This is a genomic window from Streptomyces sp. CA-210063 (genome assembly GCF_024612015.1).
GTDB lineage: Bacteria > Actinomycetota > Actinomycetes > Streptomycetales > Streptomycetaceae > Streptomyces.
The window spans coordinates 5,787,832-5,808,502 of the sequence record NZ_CP102512.1; the positions used below are offsets into that span (position 1 = coordinate 5,787,832).

At 69.7% G+C, this 20,671-nt stretch carries 21 protein-coding genes; 13 read left to right on the forward strand and 8 right to left on the reverse strand.

Going from position 1 to position 20,671, the window contains the following annotated elements; all coding sequences use genetic code 11:
• The first annotated feature begins 161 nt into the window (after nt 1-161).
• The 4 genes from JIX56_RS25250 to JIX56_RS25265 all read left to right on the forward strand — a co-directional run bounded on the left by JIX56_RS25250 (nt 162) and on the right by JIX56_RS25265 (nt 4,630).
• Nucleotides 162-797, forward strand: a complete 636-nt coding sequence (locus JIX56_RS25250) for an RsiG family protein (protein WP_257543819.1) — start codon at nt 162-164, stop codon at nt 795-797.
• A 103-nt stretch (nt 798-900) separates the two neighbouring features.
• A complete protein-coding gene (locus JIX56_RS25255) occupies nt 901-1,893 on the forward strand; it encodes an asparaginase (protein WP_257543821.1) in 993 nt (330 codons plus the stop codon).
• 210 nt (nt 1,894-2,103) lie between these two features.
• Nucleotides 2,104-3,393 carry a GNAT family N-acetyltransferase gene (locus tag JIX56_RS25260; protein ID WP_257543823.1) on the forward strand — a complete coding sequence of 430 codons (1,290 nt, stop codon included), beginning with the start codon at nt 2,104-2,106 and terminating at the stop codon, nt 3,391-3,393.
• 319 nt (nt 3,394-3,712) lie between these two features.
• Entirely contained in the window at nt 3,713-4,630 is a 918-nt protein-coding gene (locus tag JIX56_RS25265) for a winged helix-turn-helix domain-containing protein (RefSeq protein WP_257543825.1), read from the forward strand.
• Nucleotides 4,631-4,636: 6 nt separating this feature from the next.
• Here the strand turns inward: JIX56_RS25265 and JIX56_RS25270 are convergent, their stop codons facing one another.
• The gene (locus tag JIX56_RS25270; RefSeq protein WP_257543827.1) at nt 4,637-4,828 is read right to left on the reverse strand and encodes a hypothetical protein; all 192 of its coding nucleotides are present in this window, start codon (nt 4,826-4,828) and stop codon (nt 4,637-4,639) included.
• A 167-nt stretch (nt 4,829-4,995) separates the two neighbouring features.
• Between JIX56_RS25270 and JIX56_RS25275 the strand changes: the two genes are divergently transcribed.
• Together JIX56_RS25275 and JIX56_RS25280 are read left to right on the forward strand one after the other, a co-directional pair.
• Nucleotides 4,996-5,889 carry a GntR family transcriptional regulator gene (locus JIX56_RS25275; protein WP_257543829.1) on the forward strand — a complete coding sequence of 298 codons (894 nt, stop codon included), beginning with the start codon at nt 4,996-4,998 and terminating at the stop codon, nt 5,887-5,889.
• Complete coding sequence (locus JIX56_RS25280) at nt 5,889-6,626, forward strand: HAD family hydrolase (protein WP_257543831.1); 738 nt, start codon at nt 5,889-5,891, stop codon at nt 6,624-6,626. The genes JIX56_RS25275 and JIX56_RS25280 overlap by 1 nt, the downstream gene beginning before the upstream one ends.
• On the opposite strand, the gene JIX56_RS25285 is transcribed toward JIX56_RS25280, so the two are convergent.
• Nucleotides 6,617-6,766, reverse strand: coding sequence for a hypothetical protein (locus tag JIX56_RS25285; RefSeq protein ID WP_257543832.1), 150 nt, complete (start codon nt 6,764-6,766; stop codon nt 6,617-6,619). The two genes, JIX56_RS25280 and JIX56_RS25285, sit on opposite strands and share 10 nt — an antisense overlap.
• A gap of 228 nt (nt 6,767-6,994) precedes the next feature.
• Here JIX56_RS25285 and JIX56_RS25290 point away from each other — a divergent pair, with 228 nt between their 5' ends.
• The 4 genes from JIX56_RS25290 to JIX56_RS25305 all read left to right on the forward strand — a co-directional run bounded on the left by JIX56_RS25290 (nt 6,995) and on the right by JIX56_RS25305 (nt 13,201).
• Complete coding sequence (locus JIX56_RS25290) at nt 6,995-7,903, forward strand: GntR family transcriptional regulator (RefSeq protein WP_257543834.1); 909 nt, start codon at nt 6,995-6,997, stop codon at nt 7,901-7,903.
• 218 nt (nt 7,904-8,121) lie between these two features.
• A complete protein-coding gene (locus JIX56_RS25295; RefSeq protein WP_257543836.1) occupies nt 8,122-10,287 on the forward strand; it encodes a phosphotransferase family protein in 2,166 nt (721 codons plus the stop codon).
• A gap of 46 nt (nt 10,288-10,333) precedes the next feature.
• Entirely contained in the window at nt 10,334-10,954 is a 621-nt protein-coding gene (locus JIX56_RS25300; protein ID WP_257543838.1) for a TetR/AcrR family transcriptional regulator, read from the forward strand.
• Nucleotides 10,955-11,029: 75 nt separating this feature from the next.
• On the forward strand, nt 11,030-13,201 hold the full coding sequence (locus JIX56_RS25305) for a HelD family protein (RefSeq protein ID WP_257543840.1): 2,172 nt from the start codon (nt 11,030-11,032) through the stop codon (nt 13,199-13,201).
• A 211-nt stretch (nt 13,202-13,412) separates the two neighbouring features.
• On the opposite strand, the gene JIX56_RS25310 is transcribed toward JIX56_RS25305, so the two are convergent.
• From JIX56_RS25310 to JIX56_RS25320, 3 genes are all read right to left on the reverse strand, one after another.
• The gene (locus tag JIX56_RS25310; RefSeq protein WP_257543842.1) at nt 13,413-14,276 is read right to left on the reverse strand and encodes a nitroreductase/quinone reductase family protein; all 864 of its coding nucleotides are present in this window, start codon (nt 14,274-14,276) and stop codon (nt 13,413-13,415) included.
• Between the two features lie 470 nt (nt 14,277-14,746).
• Complete coding sequence (locus JIX56_RS25315) at nt 14,747-15,346, reverse strand: DinB family protein (protein ID WP_257543844.1); 600 nt, start codon at nt 15,344-15,346, stop codon at nt 14,747-14,749.
• A 136-nt stretch (nt 15,347-15,482) separates the two neighbouring features.
• Entirely contained in the window at nt 15,483-16,343 is an 861-nt protein-coding gene (locus tag JIX56_RS25320) for a GNAT family N-acetyltransferase (protein ID WP_257543846.1), read from the reverse strand.
• A gap of 32 nt (nt 16,344-16,375) precedes the next feature.
• Between JIX56_RS25320 and JIX56_RS25325 the strand changes: the two genes are divergently transcribed.
• Nucleotides 16,376-16,591, forward strand: coding sequence for a hypothetical protein (locus tag JIX56_RS25325; protein ID WP_257543848.1), 216 nt, complete (start codon nt 16,376-16,378; stop codon nt 16,589-16,591).
• Here the strand turns inward: JIX56_RS25325 and JIX56_RS25330 are convergent.
• Nucleotides 16,581-17,105 carry an AAA family ATPase gene (locus JIX56_RS25330; protein ID WP_257543850.1) on the reverse strand — a complete coding sequence of 175 codons (525 nt, stop codon included), beginning with the start codon at nt 17,103-17,105 and terminating at the stop codon, nt 16,581-16,583. The two genes, JIX56_RS25325 and JIX56_RS25330, sit on opposite strands and share 11 nt — an antisense overlap.
• Nucleotides 17,106-17,286: 181 nt before the next feature.
• Here JIX56_RS25330 and JIX56_RS25335 point away from each other — a divergent pair, with 181 nt between their 5' ends.
• On the forward strand, nt 17,287-17,835 hold the full coding sequence (locus tag JIX56_RS25335; protein WP_257543852.1) for a DinB family protein: 549 nt from the start codon (nt 17,287-17,289) through the stop codon (nt 17,833-17,835).
• Between the two features lie 275 nt (nt 17,836-18,110).
• On the opposite strand, the gene JIX56_RS25340 is transcribed toward JIX56_RS25335, so the two are convergent.
• Together JIX56_RS25340 and JIX56_RS25345 are read right to left on the reverse strand one after the other, a co-directional pair.
• A complete protein-coding gene (locus JIX56_RS25340) occupies nt 18,111-18,482 on the reverse strand; it encodes an antibiotic biosynthesis monooxygenase family protein (protein ID WP_257543854.1) in 372 nt (123 codons plus the stop codon).
• Nucleotides 18,483-18,589: 107 nt separating this feature from the next.
• Nucleotides 18,590-19,384, reverse strand: a complete 795-nt coding sequence (locus JIX56_RS25345; protein ID WP_257543856.1) for an alpha/beta fold hydrolase — start codon at nt 19,382-19,384, stop codon at nt 18,590-18,592.
• Between the two features lie 149 nt (nt 19,385-19,533).
• Here JIX56_RS25345 and JIX56_RS25350 point away from each other — a divergent pair, with 149 nt between their 5' ends.
• Nucleotides 19,534-20,133, forward strand: coding sequence for a TetR/AcrR family transcriptional regulator (locus JIX56_RS25350; RefSeq protein ID WP_257543857.1), 600 nt, complete (start codon nt 19,534-19,536; stop codon nt 20,131-20,133).
• The last annotated feature ends 538 nt before the right edge of the window (nt 20,134-20,671 follow it).

Here is a 20,671-nt window from a genome sequence, read left to right on the forward strand (position 1 = left end):
GGGGGGTTCGTGATCACGGGGGTTTGAAGAGCGCTTTGCCCGGTCTTTCTCATTGATCCATTACCGCCCATCTGGGGTGGATCGCGGGGACTCGGTCACAAAGCGGCCACCGGGAGTGGCACCATGCTCACACACACCGGTCGAGGGGACGGTTGAGGCGCATGAGCACATCGAGTACCGGGCAGCCCCCGGGAACTGCGACGTTTACCCGTACGAGTCCGGGGCCCGCCCCCGGCGTCCGCCGGCCACCGGTCCAGCGCACGGACAGCGGACCACTGCCGCCGCCGGACCCGGCCGAGCACGACCTGTCCCGGCTGCGGCTGCCCGCACTGCGCACACTGCGCCGGGACGCCCAGCGGGACGAGGCCGACCTCAGCTATCTGCGGCGGCTGCTCCAGGGCCGTATCGACATCCTGCGGGCCGAGCTGGCCCGCCGGGGCGGCGCGGCGGACCCCGGGGCCCCGGGAGAGCCCTCGGCGCTCGTCGACCGGCTCTCGGCGATCCTCACGGACGCCCCGGCCCGGCACCGTTCCTCGGCCCGCCACGTCACGGTGGGCACGCCGTACGGCGAGGAGTACCGCCGGCTCGCCGCCGAGATGCTCGACGAGGTCGAACTCTCCGACCTCGAGGCCCGCACCGACGACGAACTCACCGCCGGCCTGGCCCGCCTCGTCCACCACGAGCAACAGATCTCCGGCCGTCGCCAGCGCCTCCAGCGCACCGCCGACGACTGCAGCGCCGAGATCGCCCGCCGGTACCGTGAGGGCGAGGCCCAGGTGGACGACCTGCTCATCTGACGTATCCGACGTATGTGATGTAGGGGACGTGCTTGACGCGGCGGCTCCGGGGCACCCGGGGCCGCTGCGGCACGGATGACGCCCTACAGGAAGGTCCCCGCCGATGTCCGAGAACCCCGCGATACCGTCCCCGCCCGCAGAACTCCCCGGTGACGTCGCCCCTCCCGTGCTCGCGGAGGTCGTACGTTCCGGGTTCGTGGAGGGGCGGCATCGGGGCAGCATGGTGCTGTTGGCGGCGGACGGCTCGGTGCAGGCGGCGCTGGGGGACGTGACGGTGCCGGTCTTCCCCCGGTCGGCCAACAAGCCGATGCAGGCGGCCGGGGTGCTCCGCGCGGGGCTCGAACTCACCGGAGAGCGGCTGGCGTTGGCCGCCGCGAGCCACTCGGGCGAGGACTTCCACCTGGACCTCGTACGGAAGATGCTGGCGGAACACGGGCTGAGTGCGGCGCGGCTCCAGTGCCCGCCGGACCTGCCGTTGGACCGGGTGGAGGCGGAGGCGTACCTGGCCGCCGGTGGCGTACGCGACCGGGTGGCCATGAACTGCTCCGGCAAGCACACGGCGATGCTGGCGGCGGCGGCCCTGCGCGGGTGGCCGGCCGAGTCGTACCTGGACCCGGACCACCCCCTTCAGCGCCTAATCCGCGAGGTGGTGGAGGAGGCGGCGGGCGAGCGGGTGGCGGCGGTGGGCGTGGACGGCTGCGGGGCCCCGCTGATGGCGATCAGCCTCACCGGCCTGGCCCGGGCCTTCCGCTCCTTCGTCCTCGCCCCGCCCGACTCGGCCGAACGCCGTGTCGCCGACGCCATGCGCGCCCACCCCGAGTACGTGGCCGGTACCCGCCGCCACGACACCCACCTCATGCGCGCCCTCCCCGGCACCCTCAGCAAAATGGGCGCCGAAGCCGTCCAGGCCACAGCCCTCCCCGACGGCCGGGCCCTGGCCTTCAAAATCGAAGACGGCGCGACCAGGGCCCTGGGGCCCGTACTGGCCCGTGCCCTCACGCTGCTGGGCGTGAACCCCGAGGTCGCGTCCCCCATCGGCCGCACCCCGCTGCTGGGCGGAGGCAGAGAGGTGGGAGAACTCCGCCCGACCTTCTGAAAGGGGCGAAGCCCCCTTTCAGGGGCGCGGGGAACTGCGCGACAAGCCACGACGCTCCCGCACCCGACTGACTCACGAACAGCCCCCAAAAGGCCCGGCCGCAGGCCGAAGGGGGTCGAAGGGGCACAGCCCCTGGGGGATGGGACGGGTAGGGGCGGCGGGGGCGAAAACTCCGCGACACCACCGTCGGCACCCCCCTAGCGTGACCCCATGAGCTCCTCCCACGACATCGCCGTACGCCCCATATCCGAGGACGAGATCCCCGCCTGGCTCCACGCCCTGGACACCGGCTTCCTACGCGCTCCGACCCCCCTCTCCCCCCAGGAGCTCAAGGACCGCACGTCCCACATCACCCCACCCCGCACCCTCGCCGCGTTCGACGAGTCCCGCACCCACACCGCACTCCTCACCGGTGGAACCTCCCCGGCCGTGGCCACCTTCCGCTCCTTCCCCCAGGAGCTGACCACCGTCGGCGGCGGAACCGTCCCCGCCGACGCCATCTCGAACGTCACGGTCAGCCCCACCCACCGCCGCCGAGGCATCCTGACCCGGATGATGGCCCACGACCTCACCGCCGCGAGGGAACGCGGCGACGTCGTGGCGACCCTGATCGCCGCCGAGTACCCGATCTACGGCCGCTACGGCTTCGGCCCCGCCACCTCGGCCACCGAGTGGACCATCGACGTCCCCCGCACCGGCCTGGACCCCCGCTGGTCGGGCCCCGCGGACGGCGGCCGTGTCGACCTCGTCGACGGCGCGGCCGTACGCGCCCTCGGCCCCGCCCTCCACGACCGGCTCCGCCACGCCCAGCCCGGCGCGGTGAGCCGCGACGAGCGCTGGTGGCGGATCAACACCGGTGACCTGCGGGTCAGCTCCTCCTGGGACGAGCCGTTCTACGCGGTGTACCGCTCGGCGGCCGGCGAGATCGAGGGCCTCGTCTCGTACGAGGCGGACGACAACTGGCAGCGGAAGCAGCCGCACGACACGGCGGACGTGAACTGGCTGATCGCGACGACCTCGGCCGCCGAGCGCGCCCTGTGGCACTACCTCTGTTCGATCGACTGGATCACGAAGGTCAAGTCGGGCTGGCGGGCCCCCGACGACCTCCTCCCGCACTTCTTCCCCGACCCGCGCGCCGCGAGCGTCACCACCCAGGCGGACTGGCTGTGGGTGCGGATCCTGGACGTCGTACGGGCGCTGGAGGCCCGGACGTACACGGCCACCGGGACGCTGGTGCTGGAGATCGTCGACAGGGACGGCTTCGCGGACGGGCGCTACCGGCTGGACGCGGGCCCCGACGGGGCGCGTTGCGTGCCGACGCGCGAGGACGGCGATCTCGTCCTGGAGGCCGCGGACCTGGCGACGCTGTGGCTGGGCGACGAGTCGGCCGTACGGCTCGCCGCGCTCGGCCGGGTGCGGGAACAGCGGAAGGGCGCCGCCTCCGTGGCCGACGCCCTGCTGCGGACGTCCAGGCGCCCGTGGTGCCCGGACATCTTCTGAGGCCCTACGAGGACCTGTACTGGGACCTTTCCTTGGTGTGTGCGGTATCCGTAGCTATTCAGTTGTGGTTGTGGCTGCGCATTCAGTTGTGGCTGGACCATTCAGTTGTGGCTGTGCGGACCGGTCGAACTCCCGGCTCCCCTCCGGAAGGGAGGTCGATCGGTCGGTCTGTGTGGCAGTTGCCAGTGTCACCAACCATCTGAAAGTTTGACCATGTTGTGAAAGTTGGCGACCAACTCCACCTTACTTATTGCCACGTGGAGTCGTCTCATAACCACCTTCCCTTGAACTGCCCAAAGATGGCGCGAAGTTGTAGTGTTTGTTCGTGGAGCGGGAACGCGCGGCCGTCGATGGGCGGAAGTCGTCACGGCGGCCCCAGAGGTCACATCACGAGGTGGCCGACGTGTTGCGCGGCCGGATCAGGTCCGGCGAGCTGCGACCGGGACAGCGCATGCCCACGCAGGCGAAGCTGGCCGACGAGTTCGGCGTCGAGCGCGGGGCCGTACGGCAGGCCTTGCGCATCCTGCAGTCGGAGCACCTGCTCACCAACGTTTCCCAGGGCAGTCCGGCGACTGTCGCCCCACGCTTCGGCACGGCCCCGTTCGGCGGGCCGGGAGCGGCGCCGCGGCCCACGATGGTGGAGCTCGCCCCGCGTGTGTCCGCCGCGTTCGGGGCCCCGCACGTGGAGATCGACGCCCTCTGTCTGACGTCCGTGTCCCTCACGCTCGCCGTGGGTGAGTCGTTGCGCGAGATTCACGCGGGGCGTACAAAACCGGCCAGGGTCGACGTCCGGGTGATGCTGCCCAGCCGCGACATCCCGCTCGCCTTCCCGACCCCGGTCGACGCCTCGGTCGACGGCCGGCTGCAGCGCCGCTGGCTCGCCCAGCGCAACGCCCAGGGCCAGGTCCTGCGGCACAACCTGCTGGCGTTACGGTCCACGCACGGCATAGACGTCCATGTCTCCTTCCGTGCGCTGCCCTTCACGCCACCCGTGAAGCTGTACCTCCTGAACGGCAGGGAGGCGCTCTTCGCGTACTACACGGTCCAGCGGAAGGAGGCCGAAGTGGACAGCGAACAGCTGGAGATGTACGACGCCGAGGGCACCCAGTCCATGCTCTTCGCCTTCGAGCGCGGCGCGACCGCCGCCCCGCGGGACACCACCTTCGTCGAACAGTCCCACCTCTGGTTCAACGCGCTCTGGGAGACCATCAGCTCGGACCTGCTGCTCACCAGCTGATGGACATCACATCGCGGGCCCGGCGAACATCAGTGCCAGAATGACCGCGCCTATGGAACTGCAGGTGTGGTTGTTCGCCTTCAGCCCGATCGTGAGGAACAGCAGGCCGATGATTCCCATGGTGCCGAAGCGCCACTCGACGAATCGCTGGAAGGCGACGACGACGAGGGCGGAGACGAGGGCGATGGCAGCAGGCATGGTGGTACCTCCTCCGAGGGGCTGGGACGACCGGGGGGTCGGGACGAGGGGAACTATCGCCAACTTGACCAAGTTGGCAACCAACTCTGCTTAGATGGTTCCCAATTGGTTGATCCTCGTAACCACCTTCGCGTGAACTCCCCAAAGATGGGTGAGAGTTGTAGCGTTTGGTCGTGACCCAGGAGAACGTTGCAGTGAACGGCAGCAGAAAGCTCTCGTCCCAGGAGATCGCCGACACCCTGCGGGACCGCATCCGCAGCGGCGTCCTCAGGGCGGGCGAGCGCCTGCCCACCCAGGCCGAACTGGCGGAGGAGTTCGGCGTGGAGCGCGGCACGGTCCGTCAGGCCCTGCGCGCATTGCAGGACGACGGGCTGCTGAGCAACGTGAGCAAGGGCAGCCCGCCCAGGGTCGCCGAGGCCACCCACACCACGCGCGACGACGAGCCGCAGCCGACGATGGTGGGCCTCGCCCCCCGCCTGGCCGAGGCGTTCTCCGCGCCGCACGTCCGCGTCGACGCGGCCTGCCTCACCGCCGAGACCCTGATGCTGGCCCTCGGTGAACCGGTCCGCCGCATCCATGAGGGAACGATCCGCCCCGAATCCATCGACGTACGCATCCTCCTGCCCTCTCGGAAGATCAACCTGGCGTTCCCGGTCCCGGTGGAGAGCCGGGGCGAGGCCGACGAGGAGGACCCCGTCCACAAGCGCTGGCTCGATCAGCGCAACGCCCAGATCCGCGTCCTGCGCCACAACCTCCTGGCCCTGCGCACCTCCCACCAGCTCGACGTCCGCGTGACCTTCCGCGCCCTCCCCTTCACCCCGCCCGTCAAGCTCTACCTCCTCAACGGCCAGGAAGCCCTGATCGCCTACTACATGCTCATGAAGCGCGAGGAGGAGATGGAGGGCGAAACCCTGGAGATGTACGACGCCTTCGGCAGCCAGTCCCTCCTGTTCTCCTTCGAGAAGGGCACCGGGCTGCGTGACGCCGCGTTCGTGGAGCAGTCCCAGCTGTGGTTCAACGCCCTCTGGGAAACCATCACGACGGACCTGACACTCTCCTAGTGACTCCTGATACAGCGCAGACTGAACGGGTGACCGTGGAGACAGATATCCTGCGAGAGCTGATCACCCCTGTTCGTTATGTTCTCTTCGATTTCGACGGCCCCGTCTGCCGTCTGTTCGCCGGCCATTCGGCGGAGCGGGTGGCCGGGGATCTGGTCGCGTGGCTGGAACGGCAAGGGCTGCATGGCCTGCTCACCGAGGAGGAGCGGGTCCATCCGGACCCCATGGTCGTGCTGTACGCCGTCAACAGGAGGCACCCGCGCAGCGACCTGGTGGCCGAGTTGGAGGAACTCCTCACCCGGCAGGAACTCAAGGCGGTTCCCTCCGCGATGCCCACCGCGTACGCCGATCCACTCATACGCACCTGGTCCGCGATGGGCAGCCGACTCGCCGTGGCCAGCAACAACTCCCCGCGTACCGTGACCGACTACCTCAAGGCCCGGGGGCTGGACGACTGCTTCACTCATCATGTCTACGGCCGTACCGGCGAACTCGACCGGCTGAAGCCCGACCCTGACTGTCTGATGCGGGCACTGCGCGCCCTGGGAGCCCCGCCGTCCGACGCTCTGATGATCGGCGATGCCCCCACGGACCTGGTCGCCGCGGAGCGGGCCGGAGTGCCGTTCCTTGGCTATGCGCGCAACGACTGCAAGGAGAAGCAGCTCAGGGACGCGGGAGCCCAGGTCGTGGTGAGGTCACTGGAGCCCGTGCTGCGGGTGGTGCGCGGTCAGGCCTGAGCCATGAGCAGCAGCAGGACCACGGCGCCGGCGAACAGGCACGTGGTGTTGCGAGCCTTGACGCCGATGCCGAAGAGGGTCAGGAACAGGAGTCCCAGGACTCCGTAGTGCGACTTGAGGAGCTGCTCCATGCTGAACATCACCGCAGCTCCTACCAGTTGGATCAATACCATGGGACCCCACCCCTGCCCGTCTCCGGTGGACCGATCAACAACCGGCCCAATTGGACTGCTTGCCTTGAATTGGTTGTGCCCTGACTGCTTGATCCCTTAACTAACGGCAGGGTGAGATGCGGCAACCCTTCCAATTGGACTGTCAATGTGGCTGGGGGTGGTTTGTCGGCTCTCCGGGCGCGGTACGGTCGCGATGTGAACGCGGAACGTGGCGATGGCGGTGGCAGGGGGTTCGCCCTGCTGGAGACGTTGCGTGCCCGTATGGCCGACGGGCAGTACCCGTTGGGCTCGCTGCTGCCCACGCAACGGGAACTCGCCGAGGAGTTCGAGGTCTCGCGCGACACCGTGCAGCGGGTGCTGCGGGAGCTGAAGAGCGAGGGCTGGATCGAATCCCGTCAGGGCAGCGGGTCACGGGTGGTGAAGCCGCCGATCCACTCCACGACGCAGCCGCAGGCGACACCACGGCTCCGTGCCGCACTCGGGTCCTTCATCTCCCGGGCCTTCGCTCAGCGCGTCGTGCAACTGGACGTCTTCACCCTCACCTCCGAGAGCCTGGACGCGCACATCAGGCTGCAGGCCGAGCGGATCCGCCTGAAGGAGATCAGCCCCGAGCACATCGAGCTGCGGATGATGCTGCCCGACGCGTCGGTCCAGTTGCCGTATCCGCAGGCGAAGGTGGAGAGCGACGACCTCCGGGACATCGCCGAGCTGAACCGGGTGCTCCAGGAGCGGTTGCGCACGATCACCGAGCGGCACACGGCCTCGTTGCACGCGGCCCTGCGGGACCTGGAGACCGAGGGGCTGGTGCCGTCCGTGCGGGTGGACATCCAGGAGATCCCGCTGGCGCCGGCCTTCAAGCTGTACCTGCTGCGCAACACCGAGGCACTGCTCGGTCCGTACGAACTGGTGCTGCGGCCGATCCTCCTGGACGACGCCACGGACGACGACGCGGGCATCGACGCGTGGGACGTCCTCGGCCTCGGCTCGACGCTGACCCGCCACGTCAACGACGACGGTGACCCGAACTCGACCGGGTCGGTGTTCATAGAGAGCTGGCAGGCCTGGTTCGACGCATGGTGGCGGCGGCTTGCCGGGACGCCCTGAGCGCGCGCCGCCCGCTGGTGGGGGGTGTCACACTCCGGCATTGTTTTCCCGACTTGGTCAAGCCGCCCGAGTTCGGAGCACTACAGTGTGCCCACTCATGACGCGGCGCATGCACATCACCGCGGTGCACAATTTTTCAGGAGTGACCTTTGGGCCGTTCGCCAGTGCCCGGGCCTTCCGCTTCGAGGTCGGAGCCGGACGACGCGTTCAGCAGCCTTGTGGCGTACGCGAGGGCCGAGGGGGAGTCCAGCCGGGGCCACCACAACCTGAACCACGTCGTGCGGCCGCCGGCGGAGATCGGCTCCAGACTTCCGGCCCTGGCCGGCCACGACCGGGTCACCGTCCGGCGCAGGATCCGCGACGCGCTGCCCGTCGTGATCAGGACCTGGCAGGACGAGGCGGAGATCCTCAGGGCGATCCGCGGTGTGCTGCCTCATGTTCCGCAATGCCTGGTCAGGCACGGGGACATGACGGTCCTGAGCTATGTGCAGGGTGTGCCGCTGTCCACCATGTGCCCCAGTGGCAAGCCGTTGGAACCACATCTGATCTCCGCCCTGGCCGGCCTGTTGGCGGACATGACCCAGGTGAAGAGAAAGGACCTGCCGCCGCTGCCGCAGTCCTGGCCCCGGACCAACCGGGACAGCCGGGCCTTCCTCCGGACGCTGGCGCTCGCGACAGAGGAACAGATCAGGCAGCCCAACTGGCGTAGGTTCGGCGGGCTGTTCGCCTCCCTGGGCATTCCGGAGGACGCGATGGTCCGGTTCGCCGAGCGCGTGCCGGCGATGGTCAGCCGTCCCTTCAGCCTGCTCCACACGGATCTGCACCGCGACAACGTGATCTTCTCCTACGACGGTGACCCCCCGCTGATCTGCGTCGACTGGGAACTGGCGACCTACGGTGACCCGGTCCACGACCTCGCCACCCATCTCGTGCGGATGGGATACCCCCGGGAGCAGCGGGCCGAGGTGACGGACGCGTGGCGTGCGGCCATGGAGCAGCGGCGCAGCAAGGCGGTCAACGGTGTCGAGCGCGATCTGAGGCACTACGTCGCTTTCGAACAGGCCCAGTCCGTCTACCCCGATGTGATGCGCGCCGTGACCTCGCTCGGCGGGCACCTCGATCAACGGGACCTCGATGCCGCGACCCGAGCGGTGCATCGGGCCCTGCTGGTGGCGGAGGAGCCCCTGCGGCTCAAGAGCGTGCCGGACCCGAGAGCCATCGAACGGATTCTCGTGAGTTGGTATGTGTCCACCGGCAAGCCGCACATCGGGGACAGGAGAGTGCAGTCCATCCCCTGGCAGGCCGACAAGCGGGTTCCCCTGCGCCCGAACTTCCCCGCGTGGGCCGTCAGGGACGCGCTGTTCTCGGAGGGCGCCGCCTCGGCGGACCATGTGTTCAAGGGGACCGCCCATCTCAGTACGGCTGTGCGGGTCCGGGGCATCCCCTTCCCGGTCATGGTGCGACGGAAGGTGGGTTCGGCCAACCCCCGGGAACGGCGGTTCCTGAACGAGCACGCCGTCCTGATCGCGATCGAGAAGTCCGGGGTGAAGGTGCGGGCCCCGAGGGTGCTGGCCCTGGGGGACAGCCATTCGAGCCTGAGTGATCGGTTCACCATCCACACGTACGAGGGCCCGGCCGACGAGATCCGGCATCCGGACCATCCGGAGGAGGGCCTGCTGCCGCACGAGGCGGACGATCTGGTCGACCAGCTCCGCGAGTTGACCGAGGTCGACTGCGAGGAGTTGGGCTCGGACACGCTGGGCCATGACTTCTGGCAGGGGCTGCGCAACGAACTGCTGCGTATGGTCGACGAACTTCCCAAGGAGACGCTCGCGCTCGCGAGGGAGCTGGGGCTGCCCGGAAACATCCGTCGGCTCGGCGAGCTGCTGGACCGGCACATGGTGACCCCGCGCCGGTCCGTTCTGCTGCACGGCGACCTCAACCCCTGGAACCTGGTGCGCCGAAACGGCGGTACGGGTCTGACCCTCATCGACTGGGAGATGGCGATGGTCGGTGACCCGCTGTACGACCTGGTCCGCCACATGCACCTGACTCCCACGCTCCCGGAGATCCGGGACCGGCTGTTCACCCGTTGGTCCCGGACGCTGCCGGAGGACTGCACCAAGGGATGGCGCGACGACTGGCGCGTGTACCGGTGGATCGAGACCGTCCGCTCCGCCTACGTGGACCTGGACCGGCTGGTCACCGGCGACAGTCTGGACGCCCCGAACGTCCGTCGGGCGGTGGACACCTACGCCATGACCCTGGCCTCGGCGACCGCGTCACTCGGGCTCGGGATCAAGCCGACCAACCCCTATCTCGCCCAGGCACTGCCCCGCCTCGACGAGGGAACCGGCAGGACGGGCAGAGCCGCGGGAGGCTGACACACAGCCGGGCGCCGCGACAGCCCCACCTGCGTACGCTCGCCCCATGAACGAGATCGGCCTGCGGGAGCGCAAGAGGCGGCGGATGTACGAGACGGTGTCCGAGGTCGCCATTCGGCTGTTCGTCGAGAAGGGGTTCGACGCGGTGTCCGTGGCCGAGGTGGCCGCGGCCGCCGAGATCTCCAAGCCGACGCTCTTCCGGTACTTCCCGGCGAAGGAGGACCTCGTGCTGTACCGGATCGCCGATCACGAGGACGAGACGGCGCGGGTGGTCGCGGGGAGGGCCGAGGGCGAGTCGGTGGTGGGGGCGGTGCGGGAGCACTTTCTGGCGGGGCTGGCCCGGCGGGATCCGGTGACCGGGCTGAACGACCATCCGAACGTGCTCGCGTTCCATCGACTGGTCTACGGGACTCCGTCGCTGGTCGCGCGGCTGTACGGCCATCTGGAGCGGGCCGAGGAAGCGCTCGCCGAGGTGCTCGGGGGAGGGCTCGACGCGCGGGTCGCCGCCGGGCAGATCGTGGCCGTACGACGGGTGCTGGCGGAGGAGAACTGGCGGCGGATGGAACGGGGCGACGCGCTGGAGGAGGTCGAACGGGACGCGGTGGCCGCCGCTGAGCGGGTGTTCGGGCGGCTGGAGAAGGCACTGCCCCTCGGGGCGGCGGGCTGAGGGGGCCCGCACCCTCCCCGGTGAGTCACGGTAAGAAATTTAACTCGGTTACATTATTTCGGTACGCTCGGCGGAATGACGTCTGCCGAGCGTGACCCCGCCCTCCACGACCCAGCCCTTCTGCACTCCGCCCTCGCCCACGAACGCACCTACCACGACACCTGCCGCGCCGCCCTCGCCGCGATGGTCGAGGGAGCGGGGGAGCAGGTCGTCGTCGGTGAGGACGTCTCCGCGTCGGGGGCCGACGCGGAGGTGCTCGGGTACCGGCTGCGCAGCCACGCCAAAGAGATGCGGGAACTACCGGAAGGACCGCTGTTCTTCGGGCGACTCGACTTCGCCGCGCAGGCGTCCACCGATCACGCCGGGCAGAGCTATCACATCGGTCGGCTGCGGATCAGTGAGCACCCGGCCGCGCCGCCCCTCGTCGTGGACTGGCGGGCCCCGGTGTCCCGCGCCTTCTATCAGGCGAGCCTCCGTGATCCCCGGGGTGTCGCCGTCCGGCGGCGCTTCGGGTGGGCGCCGGGAAGTCGCGGTGACTCGGCCGACCTCACGGGTCTGGAGGACGAGCACCTCGGTCATCCCGAGCATCCAGGGCAGCTCGGCCATCCCGGCCATCCAGGTCACCTCGGTCAGGGAGCCCCACATGACCAGGTCTCCGCCCCACCCGGAGGCCTCCTCGCCGCCGAGATCGAGCGTCCCCGCCTCGGTCCGATGCGGGACATCGCCGCCACCATCCAGCCGGAGCAGGACGACCTGGTGCGTGCGGATCTCACCACGTCCGTCTGTGTGCAGGGCGCCCCCGGCACCGGCAAGACGGCTGTCGGCCTGCACCGCGCCGCGTACCTCCTCTACACCTATCCCCAGCGCATCCGCCGCGCCGGCCTGCTGATCCTCGGTCCGAACCGCACCTTCCTCTCGTACATCTCGGAGGTCCTGCCGGCGCTCGGCGAGACGGGCGTACGGCAGTCGACGATCACGGAGGAGATCGCCCGGCACCCGGTCACGGCGGAGGACGACGAACGTGCCGCGGTCGTCAAGCACGACGCCCGGATGGCGGAGGTGCTCCGCCGGGCCCTGTACGCCGGCGTGACCGCCGAGTACGCCGACTCCCTTGTCGTACCGGACGGTTCGTACCGCTGGCGGGTGTCCGGTGAGGAGCTGCGGCGGATCGTGGCGGACGTACGGGCGGAGGAACCGCCGTACGGCCTCGGGCGGGAGCGGGTCCGGGCGCGGGTCGTCCGGCTCGTGCAGACGCAGGTGGAGCGGCGGGCCGGCCCGCCGCCGAACGCGTGGCTGTACCGCCTCTCCCGGTCGCGGCCGGTCGGCGCGTACGTCGACGCCGTATGGCCGCGGGTCCGGCCGGAGGAGGTGGTGGCGCGGCTGCTCGGGGACCCCGACGCGCTCGCCGCCGCGGCGGAGGGGCTGCTCGACCCGGCCGAGCAGCAGGCGCTCACCTGGGCGAAACCCCCGCGTACGTGGCGGTCGGCCCGCTGGTCGGCCGCCGATCTCGTCCTCCTGGACGAGGTCGCGGGGCTCCTCGAACACCCCGACGGCTACGGCCATGTCGTCGTCGACGAGGCCCAGGACCTCTCCCCGATGGAGTGCCGGGCGATCGGCCGCCGGGCGGCCTTCGGCTCGGTGACCGTACTGGGCGACCTGGCCCAGGGAACGACCCCCTGGGCCGCCTCCGACTGGCCTCGGCTCCTCACCCACCTGGGTAAGCCGGACGCCCACGTCGTCCCTCTGACCACCGGTTTCCGGGTGCCGCAGGCCGTCGTGGAACTGGCCAACGGCTTGCTGGGCCGTCTGGGGGTGGACGTGCCCGCCGCCCGATCCCTGCGGAGGGACGGGGAGTTGAGGATCAGGAGGGTGGATGGGATGGACGGGGTGGAGGCAGGGGGTGAGGGTGGCGAGGGCGTCGTCGTCGAGACCGTCGCCGCCGTGCGGGACGCGCTCGCCCGGGAGGGGTCCATCGGGGTCATCGCGGCCGATGGGCCGGATGTCGTACGGCTGCGGAAGGCGCTCGGCGAGGCCGGGGTCGAGACAACCGGTCCCGGCGAACTCGGCGCGCGCGTCGCCGTGTTGGGGGCGGGCGAGGCGAAGGGTCTGGAGTACGACCATGTCGTGGCCGTCGAGCCGGCCGCGATCGTGGCGGCGGAGGGGCGAGGGCTGCACCGGCTGTATGTCGTGCTCACGCGGGCGGTGTCACGGCTGGACGTGGTGCACGCGCGCGCGTTGCCGTGGTGATGCGTGTGGAGTGAGGGCGTACGGGTGTGAGGGCGTGCGGCGGCCGTTACCGGAAGACGGCGGAGTCATGACCGTACTGGCACCTTTTGTGATCGGGTCCGTGGCTACGGTGATCGGGTACCGGTGAGCGGCGGAACACGCGAGCCCGATCTCCCCTCCCCCCGGGGGGCTCGCACGCCGCTCACCGGCACCCGGTCACTCATCCCACCGCTCAGGACTTCGTCGGCACCGCCACAGCGTCCAGCACGGGTATCAACTGCTCCTCCTCGTACGTGAGGTGGGCTTCGAGCTCGGCGATGAGCCGTTCCACCTCCGGGAGTACGGCGACGGGGTCGGCGTTCTCGGTCGTCACGACCCGGCGCAGTTCCTCGGTGAGGGCGGCGATCCGCTCGTGCTCCTCGTGGAGGCGGGTGAGGGCCGGGGCCAGCTCGGGGTGACGGTCGGCGAGGAAGGGGAACAGGCCGATGTCCTCGCCGGTGTGGTGGTTGTGGAGGCCCTGGCAGAAGGTGAGGCAGTTGACGCGGAGCTGGGCACCGAGGCCGGCCTTCCCGTTGCTTGCGATCAACTCCTTCTTGATCAGGGCGAGTTCACGGCGGAAGGCGTCATGGACCACCTTGATGGCCTCGCCCAGGGAACCGGCGTTGATGTTCGGCGGACCGGCCACGGGGAGTTCACGCAGGGCGACGACCGGGATCGTACGGTCCGTCTTCGCCTGGTACTCGGCCCACCCCGGCTCCGCCTCGACCGCCCGCGCGAACGCCCGGTCCCGCTCCTCGCCGTCCAGTACGACGGCCTCGGCCTCGTAGGTGAACGCCCCGCTCTCCACGGTGACCCGGGGGTCGGCCGTGATGTTCCGGTACCAGTTGGGGTGCCTGGGTGATCCACCGGCCGACGCGATCACCAGGATCGTGCCGTCGCCGTCGGGGAGGTAGCCGAGGGGAGTGGTGTGCCGGGTGCCGGTACGGGCGCCGGTGGTGGTCAGCAGGATCAGACGAGCGCCCTCGAAATAGCCGCCGACGTTGCCGTGGTGGGCGCGGAACTCTTCGATGACTTGCTGGTTGAAGGGGTTGGGCATTCTCTGCTTTCTGTGGATGGCGACAGGGGTGTGGTCTGTGGTCTGTGGTCTGTGGTCTGTCGCAGAATTCGGGCAGGGGTGATTTCCGCAGCGCGTTCCGATGGAATGTGCGGTGAAAATACGGAAGGTGTGGAATCGCGCGGCGGCGCAGCTCAGCGCGGCATGAGGAGAAGAACGGCGTTCGGAGAAGAACGGTGTTCAGCGCGCGGAACTCGATAGGCGGACCCCTGGCCCGCCTCGGCCTCACTCGGAGGCCGGGCAACCAATCCGCTCACGGCTCAAGGCCGACCCGGCAGTCATGGGGACAAGGGTAAGGGGAGCGGATGGGGATGGGCAACGCTTATTCGGACGGTGGGCGGGCGGAATTTGGACGGTACTCCGACGGTACTCGGACGAAATTCGGCGGCGGCCTCTGTATTGGGCGGCGACCTCCCGTATTGGGCGGCGATCTCGTCAGCCGGGGCCCGAAGTCACGCCTGCCGGTCGGCCTCCTTGGCCGCGCGCTCCAGGCGGTCGCGATAGTCCTCCCACCACGCCGGGTCGCTCGTCGGCACGCTGGTGTTTCCCTTGTTCATTCCGACCGTGCCGTCGATGAGTTCGCGGAGGATGTCGGCGTGGCCGGCGTGGCGGTGAGTGTCGGCGATCACCCGGGTGACGGCATGATGCAACGTCACCTCGTCCTTGCCGGCCGGCCACCACGGCACCCTGCCGACCGTGTCCAGCGCCAGCGCGTCGAGGGTCGCGTCCGCGTGCGCCCACGCCCGGCGGTAGAGCCCCACGACTGACTCGCGCGACTCGTCGGCGGTGGCCCACATGTCCGCGTTGGGCTCGGCGTCACTGTCGAGCCAGGGCAGGGGCTCGCCCGACGGCCGCCCGAAGGTGTCCCCGAGATAGCCCAGTTCCACACCGGCCGCGTGCTTCACCAGGCCCAGGAGGTTGGTGCCGGTCGGCGTCAGAGGGCGGCGGGCGTCGTACTCCGAGAGCCCTTCGAGCTTCCACAGCAGGGCGTCACGGGCGGACTGCAGATAGAAGCGGAGGTCGGCCTTGGCGTCCGATACGGCGGAGGTCATGGGGCCAGTCTGCCGCTCACGTGATCTTTGTCCACCCCGCGCGAGTCGGTCAGTAGGCTCGTTGTCACTCCGTTCCCACCGGAGTCCTGCGCCGCGAGTTCGTTGGTTCTCAACCGAACCGCATTTCCGGTGCGGCCTACGAGAAGTCGTACGCGGCCCAGTCGGCGAGCGTGCGGTAGCCGAGGCGCTGGTAGAGGGCGTTGCTGGTGGGGTTGGACCGGTCCGCGAACAGCACGACGTCCTTCGCGCCCGCGGCCAGCGCGGCCCGGCTCACCTCCGCGGTCACGGCGCCCGCGTAGCCGTGACCGCGCAGGTGGGCCGGGGTGTAGACGATGTCCACCTGGACCTGGCCGCCGATCATCGGGTTCATGCCCGCGATGGAGACGGGAGTGCCGTCCGGGGTCTCCCAGAGTGTGTAGCGCTTGTCGGCGTAGCGCGTGCCGGCCCAGGAGCCGGCGTCGATGGAGACGTCCTCCCCGACGGCCTTGGCGAACTCCCCGCACCAGAACATGACTTGGTCGAGGTCCTGCTCGCCCAGGACGCGGCCCCGGCCCGCCGGCATCGGCTCCGGTGGGGTGAGCGTGCCGAGGCGGTACAGACGGAGCCGAGTGTCGCGGATTTTCGGCGTGGCCCCGGTGTGCCGCTGCCAGGCCTCGGCGAAAGCGCTGGCGGTGCTGTGGTCCGCGCTGACGGAGGGAAGGGAGTGCCCGGCGGCGGCCAGGTGGGCGGCGAGGGAGTCGGCCTGCTCGGGCGAGAGCGGGGTGGGGCACAGAGCGCGGGGCGGGAGGCGGTGGAAGGCGGCGTGGACCTCGCCCGCTCGCTCCAGCACGCCGAAGACCGGGGCTTCGGTGCCGAACGCCTCCGCCCCACGTGTTCGCACTCTCTCGGCCCACGTCAGCGGCATGACGTGCCGGCCGGGTTGTGAGCGCAGGAAGTCTCCGGCTCGGGCGAGAAAGTCGTCGACGTCTTCGGTGAGGTGCCAGTCATCCGGGCGCATGCTTCATGATTCCCCGGCTGTAGGTGTGCCCAGTGCTTTTCCGCCAGGGCCAGGCGCGCGGTGACGACGAGCCCGGCCCGGTCCAGCAGCGCGACGATCCGATCCGCCGGGAGCGGGCGGGACACGAGGGACACCGGACGGCCGCCGAGATCGTTGTCCTGAAAACGCCAGACGTCGACGACACCTGCCTGCAGCCGGTGAAGAGAGCGGCAGCGACGAGGCGTGGATCCTCCCGCCTCAACTCCTGACGGCCTCCGCGATCCGCAGGGCGGCCTGGGCGGGCGTGAGGTGCGTCGTGTCGACGACCTCGGCCTCGCCGTGCAGCCACGTGCGGGCCGCCTCGGCGTAGGGCTCGAGGTATCGGAGACGGAACGGGGAGTCGGGGCCAAGAACAGTGTCGCCGGCGATGCGCCCGCGGAGGGTGTCCTGGTCGGCGTGGAGGACGAAGTGCCGTACCGGAATGGCGTGCTGGGCGAGGCCCGAACTGATCTCACGCCAGTACTGCTCGACCAGGACGGTCATGGGTATCACCAGAGTGCCGCCGGTGTAGTCGAGCACGCGGCGGGCGGTCTCGACCACGAGCTGCCGCCACGGCGGCCAGTGCTGGAAGTTGTCCGTCCCGGGCAGCCCGGGCGTGATGTCCATGAGTGTCTCGCCGACCTTCTCGGCGTCGAACACCCGTGAATCCGGGATCAGTTGCTGCACGAGTGGACTGGTCGTCGTCTTGCCCGCGCCGTGGGTGCCGTTCAGCCATACGATCACGGGATCCGACACTAGCGCTGTGCGGGCCGCGGGAACGGGCGCGGCAGAAACCCGGTACGGCTTCGGCGTTTCCGCTCATCCGAGACGCAGTGCAGCGCAGTTGCAACAGCCCGCAGGTATCAGGTCCGATGTCAGTGGTGCCTGCCAGACTCGGCTCGTCCCCCGGCCAGGAAGGCAGACGATGACCGACACAGCCACCCCCAAGCACTATGCGACCCGGTGGAACAACGACACCCGCCCGACCCCTCCCGCCGTCGGTGGCGAAAGGGAGACCCTGAGCGCGGTCCTGGACTGGCACCGGGCCACCTTCGAGCTCAAGTGCGCCGGCCTGTCTCCGGAGCAGTTGTCCGCACGGGCGGTGCCGCCCTCCGGGCTGTCTCTGCATGGCATGGTGCGGCATCTGGCCGGCGTCGAGCGCTGGTGGTTCCGCATCCAGTTCGCCGGAGAGAACGTTCCGCTCCTCTACTACTCCGACGACGACCCGGACCAGGACTTCGACAGCCTGGAAGGTGACGCCGAGGAGGCGTTCGCCGTCTGGCGGACGGAGTGCGAGCACTCCAGGCAGATCACGGCCGCTGCCGCGTCGCTGGATGAGACAGGGATCCGCAAGAGGACCGGCGAGCCGATCTCACTGCGCAGGATCATGGTGGACCTGATCGCTGAGTACGCACGACACAACGGCCACGCCGATCTCCTGCGCGAATGCATCGACGGCTCCACCGGGATGTGACCCCGCAGCCGCACGAGCCCCTGGTGGCGACGGATGGCCGCCCGCAGAACGGTCGAAGAAGTGCCGATCAGCGACGACAGGTGCCCGATGGCCACGTGTGTCCTGCCCCGTCGAGCGGGCCGACGACATTGCGGTGATGCTGCCGCTTCCCCTGAGGGAGTCAAAGCTGCTTCGCCTGCCCTGATGGCGGTACCTGGGGAACAGCTCCAGGTACCGCCATCACCGCCGACCCGTCCCGACCGCTGACGTCGAGTACCGGCCGGCAGGAGCGGTCACTATTCCCCTTCGCAGACGCCCTCGACAGCGACCTTCTGGTACAGGTGCGGGTAGGCGACGGTGCCGGCGGGGTAGCCCTCCAGGTGCGAGGCGAACTCCGGCGTGCCGAGCGCCGCACGGAGGTGCTCGGTGGATTTCCAGACCGCGACGTTGGTGAAAAGCCGGCTGCCGCCGATGCCCCGGTACAGCTGCACCGAAAGAAGGCTTCCCGACTTCTTCATGTACTCCGCGTCGTCCGTCCAGGCGGCCACCACCTCGTCCTCCTTGCCTTCCGGAGCGACGAACGTGTTGATGATGGTGACCGGGCCGGCCTTCTCCTTCTGCTGGTCGCGGAAGTGGGCGGACTCGTCGAGGTTGCCGAACTTGAGCATGATTCCTCCATGAACTCGAGAGGGGAAGTGGGTCCACGAACCCCATGGGCGGTCCGGGTGAGGGGCTACACCGCCGTTCGCTGCGTGGCTCCACCCGTGGTGCGCTTTCAGGCGTCGTGCTTGCCGAGGAAGTCGGTGATGAGCTGCAGCCACTCGTCGGTCCGCTCCAGCATCGGCAGGTGGCCGGTGGCGATTTCCACGAGCTGGGCGTCGGGGATGGTCTCGGCGACCTGGCGGTGCAGGGCGGTGGACGTGAGCCGGTCGTCGGTGGTCGAGATGACCAGAGTGGGGATCCTGATGTCGGCGAGGTCGTCCCGGACGTCGACATGGCCGACGAGAACGGTCTGCTCGGAGCTGCCGTCGGCCGCGGCGGCGGCGGTGTAGCCGAGGGTCTGCCGCAGTTGCTCGGCCGGCATGGACTCCAGCGCCTGGGTGCCCAGGGCCATCATGAGCAGGAATTCGGCGAGCAGTTCGCGGTCGCCGGACGCGGCGATCTTGCTCCAGACCGAGGTGGCGAGAGCGAGTCGGTTGTCGCGGTACGGGAAGGCGGCGGTCAGCATGAGTGCGGTGACGCGCTCGGGATGGCGGGCGGCGGCGCGGATGGCGACCGGGCCGCCGAGGGAGAAGCCGGACACGGCGAAGCGGTCGAGGCCCTCCGCGTCGGCGGCGGCGATGAGCTGGTCGGCGAGGTCGTCGACGGACAGCGGGGTGGTGGAGCGGGGGGTGTCGCCGCTGCCGGGGTAGTCGATGCCGACGACGGTGTGGCGGGCGGCGAGTGCTTCCAGGACGGGGCCGTAGGTGCCGGCGAGGCTGCTGCCGGCGCCGTGGGCGAGGAGCAGGCCGGGGCCGGAACCGAGGCGCGTGCGGGAGAGCGTGGGTTCGGGCAGGTTGCGAGGTGACATGGTCATCCGCCTTTCGAATGTGCACCGTCACTCAAGAATCATCCAGTGCGTGTGATTGCTCTCCAAGGTCTATCACACGCCATGTATGATTCGGATCGAACTGTGACCTCAATCACACTTGATGTATGATTTGCCGGTAGGGTGGCGGCATGACGCAGCCCCTCCATCGCCGCCGGCCGACCCCGGGCAACCCGCGCGTGCAGCGCACCCGCAACCGCGTGCTGGCCGTCGCGCGAGAACTGCTGCCTCAGGTCGGACCGGCCGGGCTGACCTACGCCCTGCTGGCCGAGCGAGCGGACGTCACCCGCCAGACCCTCTACCGGCACTGGCCCACCCGAGCCGCACTGCTCTTCGACCTCATCCTCGAAGGCCCCGACCTCGGCACCTACCCCGAACCGGGCAGCGACGTGCGTGAGGTGGCCACCGCCTGGCTGAAGAGCCTGCGCGCCGGCGTCAGCGTGCCGGCCGTGCGAACCGCGGCTCTGGCCGTCACCGCCCAGGCCGACCACGACCCCGACAGCGCCCAGGCACTCGTCCGCATAGGCGAGGACCGCTACGCCGGCTTCAACAAGCTGCTGGAGCCTTCGGGCGTCCAGATCAGCGACGACGAGTTCACCCTGCTCTACGGGCCCGTCCTCGCCCGGCTCTTCCTCGACCGTGGCCAGGTCACCGACGCCTTCATCGACGCCGTCGTGACCCAGTGGCTCCCCCTGCTGGAGCGTGCCGACGCACAGCAGGACTCCCAGTAGCAGTCGCCGAGAGCTCTTGACAGCGCCTCACCTGCCGCATCAGCTTCCTCCGCATGGCGGCCGGGGCCGGCACCTGAATCCGGAAGAAGCAGGAGACCGCCGCAGGAAGCGGCACCAGTCCGGTGATCGGCTTCATGGAAGCTTCATGGGCTGAGTGGTTCGTGCTTTATGAGGCGGCTGTTGCCTGGCGGTCATGCACGTACTCCTCGTCCCGCCGGTGGACAGCGTTGATCACCCTGCTGTTCGACACCTGACTACGGCGGTTGACACCGCGCTGCCCGGTTCCGTCGTGCTCGGCGCGTTCCCTCGTCCGGGGTCGGCCAGCCGCGTGGACCCCGTTGGGCAGGCGGGTCGGCGATGACGCGCCGCATCCCACGCATGAGCGCCGGATCGATCTGCTGACGGCGACTGGCCCGGCCGAGGAGCGACTTACCCGCTTGCGCTCCCCGATCGGCCCGCACCGCGCGCACGCCCGCGCGTGGAGGCAGCGGTCTCCATGACGGCGGGGACCATCACCGTCCCGCGCAGGCCCTGCCCG